Annotated in this window: 15 protein-coding genes; 8 read left to right on the top strand and 7 right to left on the bottom strand. The window is 45.7% G+C overall.

The features are described 5' to 3' along the window. Positions 1 to 85: 85 nt before the first annotated feature. Complete coding sequence (gene ispB, locus L5L77_RS09110; RefSeq protein WP_049821790.1) at positions 86 to 1,057, top strand: octaprenyl diphosphate synthase; 972 nt, start codon at positions 86 to 88, stop codon at positions 1,055 to 1,057. Positions 1,058 to 1,139: 82 nt separating this feature from the next. Here ispB and ung read toward each other — a convergent pair whose 3' ends face one another. After that, positions 1,140 to 1,805, bottom strand: coding sequence for a uracil-DNA glycosylase (gene ung, locus L5L77_RS09105; protein WP_168825006.1), 666 nt, complete (start codon positions 1,803 to 1,805; stop codon positions 1,140 to 1,142). Positions 1,806 to 1,992: 187 nt separating this feature from the next. On the opposite strand from ung, the gene L5L77_RS09100 reads away from it, so the two are divergent. Beyond that, positions 1,993 to 2,556 carry a Tfp pilus assembly protein FimT/FimU gene (locus tag L5L77_RS09100; protein WP_168825004.1) on the top strand — a complete coding sequence of 188 codons (564 nt, stop codon included), beginning with the start codon at positions 1,993 to 1,995 and terminating at the stop codon, positions 2,554 to 2,556. A 74-nt stretch (positions 2,557 to 2,630) separates the two neighbouring features. After that, positions 2,631 to 2,951 (top strand): DUF3144 domain-containing protein, encoded by a 321-nt coding sequence (locus L5L77_RS09095; protein WP_105250001.1) that lies wholly within the window; start codon positions 2,631 to 2,633, stop codon positions 2,949 to 2,951. 92 nt (positions 2,952 to 3,043) lie between these two features. On the opposite strand, the gene L5L77_RS09090 is transcribed toward L5L77_RS09095, so the two are convergent. Continuing rightward, complete coding sequence (locus L5L77_RS09090) at positions 3,044 to 3,658, bottom strand: LysE family translocator (RefSeq protein ID WP_168825002.1); 615 nt, start codon at positions 3,656 to 3,658, stop codon at positions 3,044 to 3,046. Positions 3,659 to 3,934: 276 nt separating this feature from the next. Between L5L77_RS09090 and L5L77_RS09085 the strand changes: the two genes are divergently transcribed. Further along, positions 3,935 to 4,486, top strand: coding sequence for a thioredoxin family protein (locus L5L77_RS09085; protein ID WP_113939891.1), 552 nt, complete (start codon positions 3,935 to 3,937; stop codon positions 4,484 to 4,486). Positions 4,487 to 4,627: 141 nt separating this feature from the next. Here L5L77_RS09085 and L5L77_RS09080 read toward each other — a convergent pair whose 3' ends face one another. After that, positions 4,628 to 7,204: a TonB-dependent receptor plug domain-containing protein gene (locus L5L77_RS09080; RefSeq protein WP_263175767.1), complete on the bottom strand. Its 2,577-nt coding sequence runs from the start codon at positions 7,202 to 7,204 to the stop codon at positions 4,628 to 4,630. Between the two features lie 368 nt (positions 7,205 to 7,572). Here L5L77_RS09080 and L5L77_RS09075 point away from each other — a divergent pair, with 368 nt between their 5' ends. From L5L77_RS09075 to L5L77_RS09065, 3 genes are all read left to right on the top strand, one after another. Continuing rightward, positions 7,573 to 9,033 carry a sigma-54 interaction domain-containing protein gene (locus L5L77_RS09075; protein ID WP_105250005.1) on the top strand — a complete coding sequence of 487 codons (1,461 nt, stop codon included), beginning with the start codon at positions 7,573 to 7,575 and terminating at the stop codon, positions 9,031 to 9,033. 172 nt (positions 9,034 to 9,205) lie between these two features. Continuing rightward, positions 9,206 to 10,678: a cytochrome c oxidase accessory protein CcoG gene (ccoG, locus tag L5L77_RS09070; protein ID WP_263222606.1), complete on the top strand. Its 1,473-nt coding sequence runs from the start codon at positions 9,206 to 9,208 to the stop codon at positions 10,676 to 10,678. Positions 10,679 to 11,183: 505 nt separating this feature from the next. Further along, the gene (locus L5L77_RS09065; RefSeq protein ID WP_263222604.1) at positions 11,184 to 12,785 is read left to right on the top strand and encodes an AMP-binding protein; all 1,602 of its coding nucleotides are present in this window, start codon (positions 11,184 to 11,186) and stop codon (positions 12,783 to 12,785) included. 124 nt (positions 12,786 to 12,909) lie between these two features. On the opposite strand, the gene L5L77_RS09060 is transcribed toward L5L77_RS09065, so the two are convergent. The 4 genes from L5L77_RS09060 to L5L77_RS09045 all read right to left on the bottom strand — a co-directional run bounded on the left by L5L77_RS09060 (position 12,910) and on the right by L5L77_RS09045 (position 18,334). Beyond that, positions 12,910 to 14,814 carry an ABC transporter transmembrane domain-containing protein gene (locus tag L5L77_RS09060; RefSeq protein ID WP_263182771.1) on the bottom strand — a complete coding sequence of 635 codons (1,905 nt, stop codon included), beginning with the start codon at positions 14,812 to 14,814 and terminating at the stop codon, positions 12,910 to 12,912. A gap of 218 nt (positions 14,815 to 15,032) precedes the next feature. Then, the gene (gene hutZ, locus L5L77_RS09055) at positions 15,033 to 15,590 is read right to left on the bottom strand and encodes a heme utilization protein HutZ (RefSeq protein ID WP_263164215.1); all 558 of its coding nucleotides are present in this window, start codon (positions 15,588 to 15,590) and stop codon (positions 15,033 to 15,035) included. 36 nt (positions 15,591 to 15,626) lie between these two features. Continuing rightward, positions 15,627 to 16,208, bottom strand: a complete 582-nt coding sequence (hutX, locus tag L5L77_RS09050; protein ID WP_263164217.1) for a heme utilization cystosolic carrier protein HutX — start codon at positions 16,206 to 16,208, stop codon at positions 15,627 to 15,629. A gap of 35 nt (positions 16,209 to 16,243) precedes the next feature. Further along, positions 16,244 to 18,334, bottom strand: coding sequence for a TonB-dependent hemoglobin/transferrin/lactoferrin family receptor (locus L5L77_RS09045; protein WP_263182770.1), 2,091 nt, complete (start codon positions 18,332 to 18,334; stop codon positions 16,244 to 16,246). A gap of 348 nt (positions 18,335 to 18,682) precedes the next feature. Here L5L77_RS09045 and L5L77_RS09040 point away from each other — a divergent pair, with 348 nt between their 5' ends. After that, the gene (locus L5L77_RS09040; protein ID WP_263222603.1) at positions 18,683 to 19,579 is read left to right on the top strand and encodes an energy transducer TonB; all 897 of its coding nucleotides are present in this window, start codon (positions 18,683 to 18,685) and stop codon (positions 19,577 to 19,579) included. The last annotated feature ends 117 nt before the right edge of the window (positions 19,580 to 19,696 follow it).

The raw sequence follows: 19,696 nt of genomic DNA, 5'->3' as shown, positions 1-19,696 counted from the left end.
GAATTTTAGGTAAAATTCATTTCATTATAACACGTGAGCCTAAACAGGGGCCGGGTACGTAATGACCCCACAACCAGAGTCTATTATGGATTTAAACGCTATTCGTCAACTGGCTGACACTGATATGCAAGCAGTCAATCAGCTGATATATAAACAGCTTGAATCAGATGTCGCCCTAATTAATCAATTAGGTTTTTACATTATTAATGGTGGTGGTAAACGTCTTCGTCCTCTGCTGTCGGTTTTAGCCGCACGTGCGGTGAGCTACGAAGGCGAAGCACATCTTAAGCTAGCGGCGATTATTGAGTTTATCCATACAGCCTCATTGCTCCACGATGATGTCGTTGATGAATCGACGTTACGCCGCGGACGAGAAACCGCCAATGCACTGTTTGGCAATAGTGCCAGCGTGCTAGTCGGGGATTTCCTTTATACCCGCTCATTCCAGATGATGACTGAACTTGACAACATGAAAGTGCTCAGAGTGTTAGCTGATACGACTAACGTGTTGGCCGAGGGTGAAGTCTTACAGCTGATGAATTGTAATGACCCAGACACCACTGAAGAAAGCTATATGCGGGTCATTTATTGCAAAACAGCCAAGTTATTTGAAGCCGCTACGCTACTCGCGGGCGTGCTAGCAGGTGCAACGCCTGAGCAAGAAACCGCCTTAGGCAACTATGGTAAGTATCTCGGCACCGCCTTTCAGCTTACCGACGACTTACTCGACTATACCGCCGACAGTGACGAGCTAGGTAAGAATATCGGTGATGACCTTGCCGAAGGTAAACCGACTCTGCCACTCATCTATGCCATTGCCCATGGCACAGACGAAGAGAAACAGCTCATACGTCAAGCAATTGAACAAGGTGATGGTACTCAGGCCATAGATAAAATCGTAGCAGCACTGCACCATTGCGGCGCGTTAAACTACACCCAACAAAAAGCAATTGAAGAATCAGAGAAAGCCATCGCGGCATTATCTGCTTTACCCGATAGCGACTATAAGCAAGCCTTAGTAACGCTAGCTAAGATTTCGGTCGACAGAAACCACTGATTGCTAACTAATGTAATTTCGCCACAAAAATAAGGTCTTACTCAGTAAGACCTTTTTTATTGCTTTAACCGCAATCCTAAAATCAAACCTGCCAAAGGATCGGCGTTTCGCCTCGCTCAAGCAATAATTGATTCACTTGAGAGAAATGCCCACAACCAAAAAAACCGCGATAAGCCGATAAAGGTGAAGGATGTGGTCCTGTGAGCACTTGATGTTGCGGTGCGTTAACGACTTGACCCTTTTTAATGGCATGACTACCCCAAAGCACGAAAATAATCGGCTGAGTCTGCCGATTTAATAATTCCAGCACCGCAGTCGTAAAGACTTCCCACCCGGCTTTGGCATGGGAATGCGCCTTGCCTTGCTCAACCGTCAGCACAGTATTGAGCATCAGTATCCCCTGCTCCGCCCATGCGGATAAATCACCATGGGATGGCACAACAAAACCTTCAATATCCGTCGCTAATTCTTTGTACATATTGGCTAAAGATGGCGGTGGTTTTATCCCGCGTTTAACCGAAAAACATAAACCATGGGCTTGATCTGGGCCGTGATAGGGATCTTGGCCAATCAAAACCACTCTGACTTGTTCAAGGGGCGTCATACTAAAAGCATTGAAAACATCAACTTCGGGGGGATAAACCACTTTCCCAGCCCTGCGTTCATTATCAACAAATGCGCTTAGTTGCTGAAAATAAGGCAAAGCTCTTTGCTCATCGATAAATGTTTGCCATGTCGCCTGAGTCACTATTTTACTTCCTCAATTCTATAATCGGGTTAGCTTAAAAGTCCTATAGTGGTATGGCAAGTTTGCAGACCTTACCTGCCGCTAAGTAATACCACTAAACCTGCTAGGTCTCACGTTAAGACTTTCAATTTAAAACATTCGAAATTAAGTGATATAGTGCGCCCATTCTCGCACACTCTGATACGTAATGATGATCCAACATTCTGATAAATCAATTCAAAGACATCAAACGGGTTTCACCTTAATTGAACTTGTGGTGGTCATCATAGTGCTCGGTATTTTAGCCGTAGTGGCCCTGCCAAAATTTATCAATGTGCAACAAGATGCGCAAATTGCAACCGTTAAAGCGGCAGGCGGAGGCTTTAAATCAGCTATCAATCTGGCACGTTCCGTATGGGCTGTAAAAGTGGGCTCAGGTCCAAAAGAGGATTTACCCGTATTTGGTACAGCACAATCCGAACAAATAGATTTCAACGCCTTCGGTTGGCCAGCACAACACTATATCCATGGTAATGAGGCCTCTCCGGCACTCGATAATGTCGAAGACTGTATATCGGTATGGGAAGTATTATTCCAAAATGCCCAGCCGAGTGTCTCGCGCTTGAATGTTGATGCGACTGAAACCGACTATAAAGCCAGTTATACCGATCCTGGCCAGTGCACTTATTTGTATCGAGCAAACGATAAACTGTCGATTAATTATGACTCCCACACAGGAGTCGTCATTACCGACACAGATCCCAATAGTTAATGCCTGACGATTCCTTCTTACACCAATTAAGTTAGAATCGAACTTTAATCTGTTACTTTTTTAGAGTGAACGCCATGACCGACACGAGCAGCACCACCATTTACGAACTTGCCGATCAGTTTATTGCCTTAGCCAATCAGCTAAGCCAACAAGAAGCAGATGTAGGTAAAGTTGGCACAGCACTCCGTTTTGCCGCAGCACGTTTTAATGCCTTCGAAGCCGCGATTAAATCAGCGGATCTCGGTGCTGAAAAAGAGAGCGCATTAGAATGGTTTAGCAGTGAATTCAAAGAAATGCTGAGTGACAACTTAGACGACCACATTGCCAATCCACCCATTATCCAAGAAAGTGTGGCAGAAGAAGCTGATAATTCTGTGCAAATGTTTAAAGGCTAATCACGCCTTGATTTAAATGCATAGCCATCAACAAACACGCCATCGATTGATGGCGTGTTTGTTATTTAAAACCAATAATTTTAGATAGATCACTAAAGCGTGTACACCACACGGATCGCCAGCAATATTAATACTACGCCGGATAACTTATCAATTACCCCCGCTTTCTCTCTCAATTTAGGCAACACACTCGAGTGGGATAGCAATAAGGCTATCAAGGTGTACCAAAGACCATCGACCACTAACGGTGTAAAAACAATTAATGCTTTAGCCGTCATGCTGTCGGCGACCATCACAAATTGGCTGAATAACGCAAGAAAAAATAGCATTATCTTAGGGTTGAATAAAGAAATAGCGATACCATCACGGGCTGCGGTTAAGGTATCTGTCGCCTCCCCTGCAGCCAATTTAGCTTGCATACCTCCATTAGAACGCAGCGCTTGAACTCCCATCCAAGCAAGGTATAAGGCACCGAGAATCGCAATGCCATTAAAGACTAAGGGCGCCTTTTTAAGAACTACGGCTAAGCCCAGTAACGTCACCAGCGCATAGATCCCAATCCCTATCGAGTGTGCCCAAGCACAGACGATCCCCTTTCCCCGCCCACCACCTAAAGTATGACGTACTACCATAGTCAAACTTGGGCCCGGCGACATAGCCCCCAAACAACAAATAGCCAATAAACCTAACCAAGTACTCCAACTCATTGATGACACCTTTCGCCGAATAAAAAAGCCCACTGCTGGGCCTTAAACTTGCTTGCCATTCTAGCATCGCGCCATCAAGGCGTTAACGCTAATAAATCCATTTTCAATAAATGAACAGTCATTTAAGAGAACCCCAAACGCGATAATCCCATAAATTCACACTGATTTAAGCCGTTAACCGCTAAGATTAGCGCTAACCTAATCTTTATAGCCAAACCTTAATACCTAAGCCTTCATCGCAATCACCACAAAGGCGATTCTCAATCAGGACATTTTATGAACACTATAACGCTGATCAGTATTTTTATTCTTTGCCTATTAATAGGTGCGATCTTATTACTGCTTTGGCAAAGACAAAAAGGTAAAACCATACCGCTGACGGTGATTTTTGTGCTGGGATTTTTCGCCTTAGGACTCAGTGCTATTATTGGATTTGTGCACAAAAGCGAGGATTACCAAGCCTATCAAAAACTACAATGGCACACCTTAGCCCCAGAGAAAATCGCGCCTCTGGTTGCCCAAGGCTATACCGTCTTTGTCGATATTACCTCTGATTGGTGCACCATCTGCCAAACGAATAAAGCGGAAGTCACCCACAGGGAGCAAATTGTAAATGCCTTGATGGCCGACAATATCATCCTGATGCAAGGTAACTGGAGTGAGGCGAATAAAACGATTGAAACCTATATGCGCCATGAAGGAGTGCCCGGCACGCCCTACAATAAAATTTATGGTCCAAGCGCCCCTAATGGGATTCTCTTGCCGTCAAAACTCAGTATGAGTGATGTGTTAAATGGTTTAGTTGCCGCGCAAACGAATCGTAACTAAGCCCTAAACCATATTTAGGACGAGTCAAATACGAATAAAAAAGGCTGCATTGCAGCCTTTTTGCTTACTTCACTTCTATTTATAAAAGCCAAATTTCTTGAAAGGTGGGTTAGAAATCGCTTCTATAAATTGGCTTACTCATTAAAAACGGTAATTCACTCGACCATAGTAGAAACCGCCGTTGTAATCGAATGGCCCACTTTCATAATAAACGCCACCGAGTTCACCCAAGGTCCCTTCTTTCAGCTTTTGCGCTTCTTGATCAAATAGATTATTAGCCCCCACCGCCAGGGTTAAGCCATCAAGTAATTGATAGCTCATTTCAAGATCGACGGTCACTGCAGCATCAGCCATTTCAGAGCCCCAGTCAGAGGTATCATCAGCGTGAGTCGCATAGTACTCACCAAAATAGTTACCACGTAGTGACAGGGTTACCTTGTCCCATGACTGTGCCCAAGTTAAGGTGGCACGGTGCGCTGGGATACCATCTTCTAATCGACGAACTTTACCCGCATCGGTCGTTTTAAGATCAAACTTATCAACGCTGGTATCGGTCCAACCATAGGCAAGACTGAATTTAGCATTACCCGACAGGATTTCTGCATCATAGGAGGCGACGATGTCGATACCTTGAGTCGTAGTATCAAAGTCATTGGTGTAATAGCTCACACCTTGGATTAACTCAGGGAACTCAACCCCAGCGGCACGTAAGGCATCATAATCTTTAGCCTCAACATCAATCTTACTCGACTGTGCAATACGGCCCTCTACGCCAATGTTGTAGTAATCGACCGTTAAGAAGAAGCTTTCGTACTCATATACAGCCCCAATCGCATAACTAATCGACTCTTCTGGCTTTAACACTTCACCACCATAAAATGCCGCAAGCGGATCGGTTGGGGGGGCAATAAAGGTCTGGATCAATTCACCATCGATGATCGATGTCTGCGTGTTGACGACGTTTTCTTGGCCAACCGTTGGAGCACGAAAGCCGGTGCTGTGTGAGGCGCGGAACGACAATTCATCCGTTGCAGAATACTGCAACGTCAATTTGTAATTTAACGTATCACCAAAGGTTGAAAAGTCTTCGTAGCGCAGTGCTAAACCGAGTAACCAGTCATCACTTAAATAAGCTTCTAAATCAGTATAAATACCTATGTTATGACGTGAGTTTTTACCCGCAGATTCTGGGCCAAAGCCTTTAAAACCGTGCGCACCAATGTTGAAACCTTGGCTAGCATAAGGGCCTGCAATCCACGAGGCTTCATCACCTTGAGAAATCTCAAACGACTCATTTCGCCATTCAAAACCAGAAGCAAAACTAATGTCTTCAATGCCTCCTAAGGTTATGAAGCGCGAGAAATCGAGGTTAACGGTAGTTTCAACTTGCTCATAAGCCCCCGTATCGAAATCCGTCGGGGTATCTAATCCCAGTGATGGATTCAACGAATTTTTAAGACCAAAACTGGCTTTGTTACTGCCCGTACCGGCGCTGAAATCGTAATTCCACTCGCCGATATCGCCTTTTACACCAGCGAAGAAGGACATATCTTCAATGGTGCCGGTGAACTGCGGTGTATAACCCCCAGGGAAAATTTGGTTCATGGCAAAGCAATTTGGGTCGGCAACCATCGCCTTGTATGCATCAGTGTCGAGTACGTTGCCGTCACTTCCATCAGCATTTTTAGGGATAGGTACGAGTCCACATGTTGATGGATCACCATTTACTGCGCCCACAAGTAAATTCTGGCCACCATCATTGGAATACACATTGCTACGATTTTGTGGGTAACGATAATAGAAGCCCCCCACGGCATCGCGGGAAGACAGATTACCAAAGGCATAGGCGTGCATGTTGGCATTAATGTCTAAGCCTGAGTTAATGAACACTGAATAGTCATCATTAATTTCAGGATTACCCCACACTTGAGCGGGGTCATTGATCGCGGTATTACCCTGCTCGGCTAAGTTAGCCGCATCAGGACGCTGCACACTACGGTTAGTGGAGTCAGCATTTTTATACTGGAAGCTCAAATTGACGAAGCCATTTTCAGTCACAGGTAAACCGACATCACCTTCGACCGTAGTCGTAGCACCATCACCCTTGTAATATTCTCCTTGGGTCACAGTGATGGAACCACCCTCGGAATTATCTTTTAAAACAAAGTTCATGACTCCTGCAATCGCATCCGATCCATACTGCGCAGCAGCACCGTCGCGCAACACTTCAACTTGCTTTAATGCAGAACCAGGAATAACTGAGATATCAGGACCTTGAGCGCCATCGTTAATACCACCACCTTGGAACGCAATCACAGATGCACGGTGACGACGCTTACCGTTGACTAGCACTAGCGTACTGTCTGATGGCAAACCCCGTAAATTAACGGGACGAACTAAGGTTGCTGCATCACTGATCGGTTGAGCGCGTGAGTTAAACGATGGCACCGAAGTCACTAACATATCAATCATGTCAGTCGAACCATTCTTTTTAAGGTCGTCACTACTAATAATATCAATAGGAACGGGGGAATCGCCGATTGAGCGTGGCGCAGCACGGGACCCTACAACTGCAATTTTTTCAACGTTCTCATTTTTAACAGCCGTCTCATCTTCTTCTGCTATTGCCTGCGGACTGATTAAACTACCAGACAAGGCTAGAGTAATCGCCAAACTCACTGCACTTAATCCAAACTTCTGCTTCTTTGAGGTCATCATATTCATCCCAACTGCTTATTATTTTTAGAATACCTGACCTGCTTTGTGCGATTCTCGTCCCTAAACCTTGCTACCACGGCCAACACAAATTACATTGCACAAACATTTTTATAACATAAATTAAACAATATCCAATGTTAAATCAGACTTTTGAATGAATATTAGTCATTTATCTTTTATATCAATTTCTTAGATGAAAATATTTTTTAGAGTATGGCACCAAGTAAAATGTACTCGAACGGCAAAAAGTGTGAGCAGAAAAATCACCAAAGAAAAAATGCTTAAAGGGCATAATAAAAAACACGATATATCGCGTCACAGTACTTAAGGTATACTCAGAAAATACCGCCAAAACCAGAGTAAGACAGATGACCAATAAGATTTCAGTCAATAATGAAAAATCGATAGATAAGCATTTCTTACCGGAAAACCAGTTACTGCTCAACGCTGTCGGCGAAGGTATTTATGGATTTGATTTAAGCGGTAATGCGGTGTTTATCAATCCGGCAGCCGAACGCATGACGGGTTGGAAGAATGAAGAGCTACTCGGTAAAAACATCCATAACTGCCATCATCACAGTCATGCAGATGGCAGTCATTATCCCCAAGAGGATTGTCCAATTTACAACACCTTAAAGGATGGGATCACCCGAGAAATCACCCACGATGTATTTTGGCGTAAAGATGGCAGTAGCTTCCCCGTTCATTACAGTTCCACCCCTGTTTACCGTGACAATCAACTGATTGGCGTAGTCGCGATATTTCGCGACATTAGTATTCAAAAACAAACAGAGCAGTCATTACGCCAAGCACTAGCCCAAGTACAAGCGCTCTCGGAGCGACTCGCCTCTGAAAATCATTATCTACAGGCAGAGCTGGCAGATAAAACGGGTGATGTGGATATTTCGGGTGCTAGTACAGTGATCCGCCATATGATCCAGCAATTGCACATGGTGGCCAATACCGACAGTACTGTGCTCATTTGTGGTGAAAATGGCACAGGAAAAGAACTCGTTGCCCGTAACTTACATCAGCTCAGTCGCCGCAAAGATAAACCCATGATCAGTGTCAACTGTGCCGCCTTTTCGGCATCTTTACTAGAAAGTGAACTCTTTGGCCACGAGAAGGGGGCATTTACTGGCGCCACAAGCCGCCGTAAAGGTCGCTTCGAACTTGCTCATCAAGGCACACTGTTCCTCGACGAAGTCGCTGAACTCAGTTTAGAAGCCCAATCAAAACTACTGCGAGTCATCCAAGAACAATCCTTTGAACGTCTCGGTGGCAGCGAAACCATTCAAGTGGATATTCGCTTAGTCGCCGCCAGTCACCACGATTTACTCAAGCGAGTCGAACAGGGATTATTTAGGATGGATCTCTATTACCGTTTGAATGTATTCCCTATTCAAGTACCACCACTGCGCGCAAGAATCGAAGATATTCCCGAACTCGTCAGCCATATTCTGCACAACTTGAATCGTAAGCTAGGTAAAAAAATCCGTGGAGTGAGCCAAAAGGGGCTACAAAAACTCATGGCTTATACTTGGCCCGGCAATGTGCGCGAACTGCAAAATATCCTCGAACGCGAAGCCATTCTATCCCAAGGAGATATTCTGCAGATCCACGCTATGCCGAGCAATAATCCCTTAGCTCAAACCCAAGGGCAAACCTTAGCAGAAGCGGAAGCGCTGCATATAGAACAAACCCTTAAGCGCTTAAACTGGCGCATATCCGGCCCACTCGGCGCAGCGAATGTCCTCGGTGTGCCCGCAAGTACACTGAGATCGCGAATGAAAAAACTGGGGATCCAGCGTCAATCGAGTGAAATCTAATTCAAAACGAGCACACTAAAAACGCGATATATCGCCAATGTGTGATATATCGTGATCTTTATCTGGCTTTAATCACAAAATAACCATATATATCATAAGGTTGAATCATTCAAAACTTGGCCTAGCGCTTGCTATAGGGAGGCGAATCTTATTTAAGCCGTTAGGACCCTTTATGCCCAAGAGCGAAGTTACCCCAAATTCTCCAAGTGTAAATAAGAGTGTGGGCGCGAAACCTGCCTCAGTAGAGCTACACATTCCGGTTAAAAACCTCTCTACTGAAACCGCAGCAAAGAGTAGTCTCCCCTCTGGCAATATCCATTTCCGTGAGCAAAAAGGTGATTTTCAGCGCCTGCGAACCATGATGAATAGCCTATTGATCGTGATGTTTTTCGCCCTGCCGTTTATCTCTATTGATGGCCGCCAAGCAATACTGTTAGATATCAGCCAACAACAGTTTTTTTTCTTTGGTATCACGCTCTGGCCACAGGACTTTACCTTGCTGGCATGGATTTTTATCGCTGCCGCCTTCGGTCTGTTTTTCATTACCGTATTTTGGGGCCGTGTTTGGTGCGGTTACCTTTGCCCACAAACGGCGTGGACCTTTATCTATGTGTGGATAGAAACGCGCATCGAAGGCAGCAGTAATAAACGTAAGCAGCTCGATAAAGCCCCTTGGACTAGCAGTAAAATCGGTAAAAGAAGTGCAAAACACCTACTTTGGGGTCTAACAGCTCTGCTCACTGGCTGTGGTTTTATCGGTTATTTTATTCCCGCCCGTGAACTTTATGTGGACATCTTGACGGGTAATGCCAGCTTCTGGGTGACAAGCTGGGTGTGGTTTTTCGCCATTTGTACTTATCTCAATGCAGGCTGGATGCGCGAGCAAATGTGCTTACATTGCTGCCCCTATTCACGTTTCCAAGCTGTGATGTTCGATGCCAACACTAAAACCGTGACCTATGATGCACAGCGCGGTGAAGCCCGTGGCCCTCGCAAACGTAAACAAGAGAACAATCAAGATAACCATACTTTAGGTGACTGTGTTGACTGTAATTTATGTGTCGAAGTGTGCCCAACAGGGATAGATATTCGTAACGGCTTGCAATATGAGTGCATTAACTGTGGCGCCTGTGTCGATGCCTGTAATGAGACTATGTTGAAGTTCGATTACAAGCAGAATCTTATCGGTTATATGAGTGAAAATGATCTTAAGGGAGTAAATTACTCCTATTGGCGCTCGCCGCGTTTCTTAGGCTACGGTGCAGCGGTCATTATCATGTTTATCGTCATAGGGTTAGACTTAAATAGCCGCAGCGAGATCCAGCTTAACGTGATCCGTGATCGCCAAAGCTTGTACCGTGAAACCTCAGATAATAAAGTTGAAAATACCTATCAGCTAAAGATCCGCAACAAGACGCAAGATACTAAGCAGTATCAACTCGCCGTCGACAGTGAAATGCCCTTTAGCTTGATTGCCGATCCTATTATTACCTTGGCAGCAGGTGAACAAGTGGACTATCCCGTCACTGTATTAGCCGATAAGGATGCTATCCCCTCGGGGCGCAAAATTATCCAATTCTCGGTGACGGATGTTAAACAGCCAACACAACAAGTAAGCCAAGAAACCGGATTCTTCAGTCCCTAGCACTGGGCTTTTAGCGCTTAATATGAGTTACCGTAACATTGGTCATCATCAAATTAACTACCCAATCGGCGCTTGAGGAATCAACTCAAGCGCCAGTTAAAGGCAGAAATTAATCCCCAAATGACAACCTGATCTTTAACGTCTCATACATCGGAATCAAACCTCAAACACCTACAAAGCTGAAAATTTCCCCGTTAAACGGCGCATAGACAAAGCAAATTGAGCACATTCAATCTTAATCCTTAGAAACATAACGGTTACAAATTTTAAATTGTCTTTCCTTCAACTCTTATTTAGGTTTTGTGGTTCATTAGATAACTAAGCTATCGTTAAGCACTCAGCTTTAGAGTAAAAATACTATTTGTTACATAAAGATACCGTTATTGGCATAAAGATGTTTTTCGCGATAAGCATTGACCTCTAGTGCTAACACCCTCTAATCTAAACACCTGTTTAACTCCAAAATAATAACAACTAATAAACATCATCTTTGAGGTAGTTCAGCATGGCATACGATCAAGACTCTCAACTCAAACTAAACTACTCATCACTGGTCGATCTGATCGAGAAAACCAGCCTGCGTTACGGTGATAAACCCGCCTATGCCTGTCTCGGTAAAACCAGCAGTTTTAACGAGATAGAACGCGATTCTCGTTACTTTGCCGCCTATTTACAAAATAAGACCACACTCAAACCGGGCGATCGCATCGCCATTCAATTGCCTAATATCACCCAATTTGTCATTGCGGCCTACGGCGCAATCAGGGCTGGGCTTATCTTAGTTAACACTAATCCCCTGTATACCGAGCGTGAGCTCATCCATCAGTTCAATGATTCTGGTGCCAAAGCGATCGTGGTTTTATCCGATCTATTACCGACCTTAGCCAAAGTCATCGACAGCACCAAAATAAAATATGTCATTTCAACCCACCCTTTAGATTTGATCGATCCGCACGTACAGCCTAAGACAGGCCTGAAGAATGTGGAGTTTTGCCAAATTTTAAAACAAGGGGCAGAACTCCCCTTTAGCCGATTTATCTCAAATCTCGACGACCTCTCGGCGTTGCAATATACGGGCGGCACCACTGGATTATCTAAAGGTGCCATGTTGACCCACGGCAATATGCTCGCTAATGCGGCGCAGGTAAAATCCCGCATCGCGAGCGTGATCACCGAAGGGGAAGATATCTTCGTTGCACCGCTACCGATTTACCATATTTATGCATTTATGGTGAACTTAGTGCTGTATTTCGAGTGTGGCGGCTGCTCGGTATTAATTCCAAATCCACGGGATATTAGCGGCTTAATTAAGACACTCGCCAAATATCCCTTCACAGGATTTGCAGGACTCAATACTCTGTTTGTCGCCCTATGCCATCAACCCGAGTTTAAAGCACTCGACTTTAGCCATTTAAAAATCACTATCTCGGGCGGCACAGCACTAACGGCCGCGGCGGCCAACATTTGGCAACAGACGACAGGCAACATGATCAGTGAAGGTTATGGGCTATCTGAAACTTCGCCGGTGATTTCACTCAATGCACCCGGTTATCAAAAACTAGGCACAATTGGTAAACCTGTGATTGGCACTGAGGTTAAACTCTTAGATGAAAACGACATTGAAGTGCCCTTAGGTACGGCCGGAGAATTAGCCGCACGCGGCCCACAAGTCATGCGGGGATATTGGAATAATCCGCAGGAAACCGCCAATGCTATGACTCAAGATGGCTTCTTCAAAACTGGGGATATTGCCATAGCAACAGCGGAAGGTTTCCACCAAATAGTTGATCGTAAAAAAGATATGATCATAGTCTCAGGTTTTAATGTCTATCCCAACGAAGTGGAAAACGTCCTAGCGAGCCACCCTAATGTGATCGAATGCGCCGTGGTGGGAGTAAAAGATGAGCACTCGGGCGAAGCGGTTAAAGCCTTTATCGTGCTTAAGGATGATAGCCAAGATCATCAACAGGCTAAAGAGGCCATTCTAACCTATTGCCGCGAGCAGTTAACCGCCTATAAATTGCCAAAAGTGATTGAATTTATGGCGCAATTACCTAAAAGTACCGTAGGCAAAATTCTGCGCCGCGAGCTAAAAGATAAAGCTTAGAGACCGCACTTAAAGTGCCGTACTTAAAGACAAAGCTGAGTAACAGAGCTTAGCAACAAAAGCACAATAAAAGACCCAGTGACCGAGCTTAAGTGTTTAAGCTAGCAACTGGGTTTTATTTTACCTAAATGGTCTCATTCAAGGCGCTGGCATTGGCCTCTTCGGTTAACAATTGCAGACTGGCAAATTCACGATATAACGCATTGGATTGCATCAACTCTTGGTGGCGACCGCAGGCAACAATCTCACCCTTATCAAACACAAAAATCCTATCGGCATTGATTACTGTCGATAGACGGTGAGCAATAATCAAAGTCGTTTTACCCGCCATCAATACATCCAGCGCTTGCTTCACTTTCTGCTCGCTCACCGCATCTAAGGCACTGGTCGCTTCATCGAGTAGCAATATCGGTCTGTCGGCTAAAATCGCCCGCGCAATGGCAATACGTTGTTTTTGTCCACCAGAAAGCCGCACGCCACGCTCGCCTAAATAGGTTTGATAACCTTCAGTAAACTCGCTAATAAACTCGTGGGCACGTGCTGCAATACAGGCATCTATCACTTCTTGTTCGGTGGCATCGACTCGACCATAACGCACGTTTTCAAGTACGCTAGTCGCAAAAATCACCGAGTCCTGCGGCACTAGAGCAAACTGCGACCGCAACTCCTGTGGCAGAAGATTGGCAATATCAATACCTTCCAGTCGAATACTGCCAGCGCTAGGCACATAAAAGCGTTGCAACAACTGGAACAAGGTACTTTTACCTGCGCCACTTGGCCCCACTAAGGCGACCCGCTCACCCGCAGCAATGCTCATATTGAGCTGTTTTAGCACTAAGGCATCATGCTCTGGATAGGCAAAATTGAGCCCTTCAATCATTAACTCGCCACTGACCTTGGCGGGCAAACTCACAGGATGAGTTGCAACGGGAATATCCACTTGTGTTTCAGCCAGTTCGATTAAACGTTCGGCGGCGCCAGAAGCCCGCTGAATTTCGCCTATCACTTCGCTAATGGTCGCTACTGCGCCCGCGACCATAACAGCATAAAACATAAAGGCAGATAACTCACCGCCGGTCATCTTAGCCGCCATCACATCGTGGGCACCGACCCAAGTCACCATAGCGATGGCGGCGATACTTAAAAACATCACAGTCGAGATCAGCAAGGCACGATAACGGATACGGCCACTTGCCGCAGACATCACATCTTCGACGCGGCGATTGAACAAGCTACGGTCTTGATCTTCATGCCCATAGGCTTGTACCGTATGAATTTCATGAAGTGTTTCATCAACATAAGCGCCGAGATCCGCAACCCTATCTTGGCTTTCCCGTGCTAACACACGTACTTTGCGACCAAAAAAGATCACCGGCCCTAACACTAAGGGCACCGCCAACAACACCAGCAATGTCATCTTAACGCTAGTGATACCCATCATGACTAAACCACCAAGCACAGTTACGCTAGAGCGCAGCGCCATGGAAAGACTCGAACCCACCACAGTTTGTAGCAAAGTAGAATCGGCGGTAAAACGGGAGATCACTTCACCGGTGCGCACCTTAGCGTAAAAGGCGGGAGAAAGTTTAAGCAGTTGATTGTAAACAGTGAGACGAATATCGGCGCTGACCCGCTCACCAAGCCAAGTCATCAAATAGAAGCGGCAAAACACCGCTGTGCCACTGACGGCGGTAATTCCGAGCACTAACAGTATGATTTCATTCAGCCGCTGCGCATTGTCCCTTACAAAGCCTTCATCGACCATCAAGCGCACACCTTGGCCCAATGATAACCAAGCGAGCGACCCTATAATCAAGCAGATAATCGCCGCGACAACTTTCAGTTTGTAGGGTTTAAGAAAACCCATAATCCAAGGCAATACCGATCTTTGCTGCGCCGAGGTCCATTTAGCCTTTGATGCATCAGCGCTTGTTGTAGGCATGACTGGAATTAACTTTTCGGGCAATGGCTCAGCCCCCGCTTTAATGGGTTCAGATGATTTGGCTAGTTCGGCTGTCGGCTCGGTCACGGGTGGCATCCTTGAGGTAGGTAAGGCAATTCAAATATAACATCAGCATGAATGGGATCATCTGCAGCCGTTAACCGCGCAGCATTACTTAAAGCATATAAGTGAGATGCTACCTCTTGCAGTGGAATTCAAGGGCTGTGTGGTTTTACTCAAAAGAAAAGCATAAAACAAACCCGCAGCGAGTGCGGGTTTGTTTTATTACAATAGCTTGACGCGGCTTAAGCGACTTGCTTGTTTTCCGGCGTTTTTGGCGTGCCGTGGTGGCCATCGCGCTTCCAATCCACATCTAACAACTCTGCGCCGCTCAGGCTAAATGCTTGGCCAAAACCTTTGACGTAAAGACCCTGATGGGGCGCGAGCTTATATAAGTTAAAATCGGTTAACGCCGCAAGGTTATCGGACATTTCGCCAAAACGTGCCGATAACACACCAACACCTTTGCTGAAGGCGGGCGTATCGCGGGGCACTGCCTCGGCAATCGCATCGAAGGTTAAACGCTTGCGGGCAAAAACCGATTTGGCCGCAGTTTCGTCTTCAACTAACATCACAGAGATCTTAGATGAGTGCTTTAAATTATGACCGTGACGGGCTAAGTCACTCACCAAAATATAAAAACCATCATCAGCCAGAGCAAAGGGCGCATAGCTCGCATTCGGCTGGCCATCTGTGCCAATGGTGGCCAGTTGCAAGGTCTCGCGCTGCTGTTTAAAGGCTTCGATTTCGGGTAAGAGTTTGTCTCTTAAACGTTGTTCTTGTTCGGTAATTTCAGGTTTCATTTACTGTTTTCCTTAATACTTTTGTTAATGCTCAATTCAGAGGTGTGATTGCACCGAGGCAAAGGCAGTCGCGAGCGCTTTAAATTGGCGAACTTGCTCAGGAAACAGTGCTCTTTGTTTATCACGGCCTAAATACACTTTGAACACTACCTCACCTTCACTGCCGAAAAAGTTAATCGAATGGCTCTCGCTGCCTCTAAAAGGTCTGCTGATCAAGGCGATACCACTCATGTCATCTAATTTGAGATGACCATGCAAACCGTCCCCCTTGCTGTAGAGGTTGTAATAACCGTGGGCGTATTTTCCCTCGGGGAAATCCCCTTTAAATTCAAATACGCTGCCAGATAACATCACAATAGTGGTTAACTTTCCCCATTTGGGTAAGGCTTGCAGTAAGGTATCGAGCTGAGTTAACGGAACAAACACCACTTGTTCGGGCGGCAGCGCTGCAACCACTTCAAGCTCGGCAATGCCTAATTCACTGGCGAGCTGTGCTGGCATTAAATCAGCTTGTTGTTCAAATCGTTGTCGCAATTGCGCCTGTAGCTCACTTAGCTGACGTTGCTCAGAGCTTAAATCTGGCGCGACATCGAGCTCGGTATCGAGTGTCATCTTCATTTTACTGTCTCCAGCGGTAGTGACTATTGAGTGGCTTAGAACATATATCGCGCCGATAACTTCATATTACGACCCGGTTGATACAAGGTTTGCCACGCTTGTTGATACTTCTCATCACCGATATTTTCGATTGCGAAATCCACTCTCACACCCGCCATCGCGCCCATAGTCGGCTCCCACGCAACATACACATCCCATAGGGTGTAATCGTCGTATTTCGCCACTTTAAAGCCGTCAGGCGTATTCGACTGAGTCGCCACATAAGTGACGCGAGTGCCGAGTTTCATGTCACCTTCCATAATGCCTTGGGATAAATCGACATTGAACTTATTGGCGGGTATACCTTCTATATCATCGCCCGTTTGACGATCTTCGCCATGGGTTTGGCCGTAATTCATCGCTAAGCGAGTTTGGCCAATACGGTAACGACCGCTAATTTCAAAACCTGTTAAACGTGCATCTTCAACGTTATTCCATGAGGTCGTTTGCTCGAATCCAGGAATGCCACGCCAAGGATTAGATACTTGCTGCACGATAAAATCGTCCACATCGTTACGGAAAACGTTAAACGTTAGCGCCAGTTCATCATCACCCGCTAACTCACTGAAACGTAAGTCCGCTTTAATTTCTTTATTGCGCGCAGTCTCTGCTTTTAGATCCGAATTCACCGCGAAGGTGTTACATAAACCTTGGGGTAAAAATCCGGGGATTGGCGGGATGCAATAGTGGGTGCCGCTGGAGAACATTTCCTCTACCGTAGGTGCGCGGAAGGCTTGATCGTAACGGGCACTTAAGGTCAACCAAGGCTGAGTCTGCCACACCAAGCCAAGCGATGGTGATAACTCATTGTCATCTGAGGATAAGTTGAGATTATGGCTGTCATTTTTAAAGCTGTCATAACGCAGACCCGCATCAAGATTTAACGTCTTAGTCAGCTCGATATCCGCACGCGTAAAAGCGCCCCATACTGTGGTTTCGCCATCGATATTCTCTGGACGCTGGCCCACTTGGCCCGAATCATCACGCGTCGTTTCTATGGTATCGCGAAAACCATCGACCCCGTAGGTCAACAGAGTATTGCCTAAACGCGAACTGTTATTAAGGTTAATCCCCACAGTGCGGAACTCAGTACTGTCTTGCTGACCTTTCGTAATACGGTCTTCATCGTAGTCGGTACTGTTCCAATACACTTGCATCTTAGTATCCAGATACGGGTTATTAGCAGGATTGAGACTGTAGTTTAGGGTGAGGTTTTGATCGTCAGTCTTGCGGCGCACCAAAGGCACTGAACTACTCACAGCAGCAGAAGGATTGCTCGGTACTAATTCATTGTTTTTGCTGGCTCTTGCAGATAACTCTAACCGTGATGCCTCGTCGGCTTGCCAACCGAATTTAGCTAAACCACTGCTGCCTTGGGATGCACTGTTGTTTAGAGTTTCGTCATTACCAGTTTTTATATTGTTTGAATCGTAATAGGAACCATTGAGTAACCAATCGATGCTGTCTTGTTGACCATAGATAGCGCCACTGGTTTTAGTGCGGGAGCCATTGGTCTCATAACCTTGTTTGAAATAGCCACCAAAGGTCTCATCTGGCGCTAAAAAATCTTGTGCCGACTTAGTATTCTGCGCTACGACACCACCGAGGGCACCACTGCCCCACAAGCTACTGGCAGGGCCGCGCAGCACTTCGATGGATTTGAGCAACTCTGGGTCCATAAAGTAGGTACCTCTGTGACCAGAGCTGGTATTTTGTCTTGCACCGTCAATTGTTTGCAACACACGATCGCCACTTAAACCACGGATTTCAACCCCTTGAGATGAAGCTCTTGGGCCATTAGTCAACGTAATATTTGCCTCATTTTTAAGGGCATTGGCAACTGATGATGCTTGGGCGACCGTAAGTTGCTCTTCATCCACCACTGCCACGCTACGGCTGGTTTCGGAGGCTTTTTCACTGATGCGTGTTGCACTCACCAATACTTCATCAAATTCAGTCGTGACCAGTTTTTTATTCGCATCCTGTTGAACAACGGGCTTAACACTTTCCTCTGCCGCTAACGTAAAACTTAGGGCCGTACCACTCAGTGCTATCGCCATGGCGATCACTAACGGCTTTTTTTTCATCTCTTCATCCTCAAGTGATATTCAGCTGTTTCCGTACAATTTATTACTGAGCCTAGACTCTCTTCCAGACGCCAATCCTTTCGAGATTGAGTCTGTTCCAGATGCTCCATTCCAGATTTGGCTCTTTCGAGATTGAGCCTCTTCCAGATCGAGCCCAAGGCAATCAGTCCCCATAAAGTAGGATAAATTGTCGGTTTAGCTGCTTTTTAAAGCGCTCATTCGAGCTATTGCAGGCACTCTACCTGAGATAATAAAATAGATCAAATGCAAATCATTATCATTTGCGATCTTGTTTATATTGAGATATCTTAATTAGGAAAATGGCTTTCATTGGAAAAAGAGGTTGCTGTGACACCAAAACGATATCTTGCCTTTGGCGCGTTAACGGTTGCCATCCAGACGGGTGTTATCGCCTCCCAACCCGCTATGACTATGCAGCCAAGCGCCCAATCATCGAGCGTAAACCAAGCATCACTCACTCCCAGCGCAAATACTGTCACCCTTAATTTTTCTACCGCGACTAGCGCTACAAGCAACACGAGTGCAGAGCCCATCAAGCAAACAGACGCCAAAGTAGCAACAGTGAACAGTACAATGCAAAAAAACAGTACAGCGCAAAAAGTATCAACAGCAGAATCTGTCGATAAGGCGGTTATCCCGACAATAGAAAAAACTAAAGCTGATCAGCGAATTGACAGCCAACTCGCCAAAAAATCTTCAGCAACAAAACCCACTGCTAACAATCTTCCGGATACTGCTCCTTTAGCGACGAACGCTTTAGAACCAAGTGCTTTAAATTCAAGCGCTTTAAACCCAAGCGCTTTAGCACATAAGCGACTCGAACAAGTTGAACAACAAACAGAACCCAAAACTGCACAAATGGATTTAATCGCTAACGCAGCCAAAGTTGATGTAAAAGCGACCCCAAATGTGGCCAGTGCAACAGCTGACAGTGCCCAAACTAACATAGTGGAATTAGCCAAACCGCTGTTCGCTGCAGCGCCACCGCAACCGACTTATCCAAAGATAGCGCGTAAAAAAGGGCTAGAAGGAACTGCAACCATAGAAGTGATGTTTAACGAACTTGGTGAGCAACTGGCACTGACGTTAGTAAAAAGCTCAGGGTTCAGTCTGTTAGATCAAGCCGCGTTAGATGCAGTTGAAAACTGGCAATTTGCGGCGCCAGCGCAAAGGCTAGCGAGTCATTATAAGGTCAGAGTGCCTATTCGCTTCGCGCTCAACTAACAGGCCCAATGTTGCCACTGAAAAGTTAGCTCGTGGAGAATTAGCTCGTGGAGTGTTAGCCACCGCACAACTAGCCTGATTTTTGTTTTACTAACTTACATATAAAACTACTTTTTC

Origin of the sequence: Shewanella sp. SM29 (genome assembly GCF_025654245.1) — a bacterium.
GTDB lineage: Bacteria > Pseudomonadota > Gammaproteobacteria > Enterobacterales > Shewanellaceae > Shewanella > Shewanella oncorhynchi.
This window is presented reverse-complemented; position numbering and strand designations above follow the sequence as displayed.